The following is a 1,504-nucleotide window of genomic DNA, read 5'->3' as shown; positions in this document are numbered from 1 at the left end:
CAATTGTTTGCATAGATACATTGATAATGGATAATAAGAGATTGAAAATATATTTTGGATTCTTTGAAAACTCGTTAGGGTCATCAACAATGCCAGATTTTTTATCTTTTTTCACTTGGTATTGGTCAATAATCCACTCAATTGCAGGCTTTCCGTTTACCACATACTCATAGGCACGTTCAGGAATGTCTGATATGGAAAGGTTATAATAAACTAGACACAAAGTTAAGAGAAATCGTGGAAAGGTTTATTATGGCAAGAAGAAAATTCGATAAACAATTTAAAAATTCTGCAGTAAAACTCATTCTTGAAGAGGGTTACTCTGTTAAAGAAGTCAGCCAAGAGCTTGAGGTTCATGCCAATAGTCTTTATCGCTGGGTTCAAGAAGTTGAAGAATATGGAGAAAGTGCTTTTCCAGGCAATGGGACAGCCCTAGCTAATGCCCAACATAAGATTAAATTGTTAGAGAAAGAAAATCGTTATCTTCAGGAGGAACTTGAACTTCTAAAAAAGTTCCGGGTCTTCTTGAAGCGAAGCAAGTAAAACGTTTTGAATTTCTCTTGAAACATCATGGGAAGATAAAAATTAAACATGCAGTAAAAGTTCTTAAGGTTTCTCGCTCAGGTTTCTATGAATACATGCATCGTCGTCCTTCAAAACAACAAGTGGAGAGAGAAATTCTCTCAGAGAAGATAAAAGCTGTCTTTCATGAGCATAAGGGACGCTATGGTGCGGTTAGAATTACCAAGGTACTTCATAATACTGGTATTATGACCAACACGAAACGTGTTGGGAAACTGATGCACTTGATGGGACTTTATGCCAAGGGAAGTCGTTATAAATATAAACATTACAACAGAAAAGGAGCTTCGCTTTCAAGACCCAATTTAATTAATCAGATCTTTAAAGCAACAGCTCCTAATAAAGTATGGCTGGGAGACATGACCTATATCCCTACCAAAGAAGGCACCTTATACTTAGCCGTGAATATCGACGTTTTTTCACGTAAGATTGTAGGCTGGTCAATGTCTTCACGGATGCAAGATAAACTGGTGAGGGATTGCTTCTTGCAAGCTTGTGGGAAAGAACATCCTCAGCCTGGCTTGATTGTCCATACTGATCAAGGGAGTCAATATACAAGCTCTCGTTATCAATCTACTCTTCGTCAAGTCGGTGCTCAATCTAGCATGAGTCGTAAAGGAAATCCATATGACAATGCAATGATGGAGTCTTTTTATAAGACGCTAAAGAGGGAGCTTATTAATGATGCTCATTTTGAGACAAGAGCTGAGGCTACTCAAGAAATATTTAAATACATTGAGACCTATTACAATACAAAAAGGATGCATTCAGGTCTTGATTACAAGTCTCCAAAAGACTTTGAAAAATATAATTCTTAAATTCTCTTAACTCCGTGTCTAGTTTTTCGTTGACTTTCCAAAAATATAGCTCATTTTGTGTCTAAATATTTGACATTGGTCCATACTTCTAAGTTAGAGCCGTC

2 protein-coding genes are annotated in these 1,504 nt (G+C 36.8%); one reads left to right on the top strand and one right to left on the bottom strand.

What is annotated here, in order from left to right; all coding sequences use genetic code 11:
• The coding region (locus AB0O34_RS36850; protein ID WP_363923645.1) for a type ISP restriction/modification enzyme at positions 1-223 on the bottom strand (223 nt) is incomplete at its 3' end.
• 29 nt (positions 224-252) lie between these two features.
• On the opposite strand from AB0O34_RS36850, the gene AB0O34_RS36845 reads away from it, so the two are divergent.
• A protein-coding gene (locus AB0O34_RS36845) for an IS3 family transposase (protein WP_095559415.1) occupies positions 253-1,400 on the top strand; the annotation gives its coding sequence in 2 pieces (ribosomal slippage) (positions 253-505 and positions 505-1,400; 1,149 coding nt in all).
• Positions 1,401-1,504: the final 104 nt, after the last annotated feature.

The sequence above is a fragment of the Sphaerisporangium sp. NPDC088356 genome (assembly GCF_040685555.1).
Taxonomy (GTDB): domain Bacteria; phylum Actinomycetota; class Actinomycetes; order Streptosporangiales; family Streptosporangiaceae; genus Sphaerisporangium.
Note: the sequence above shows the minus strand (reverse complement) of the source record. Positions and strands in the feature narration are given on the sequence as shown.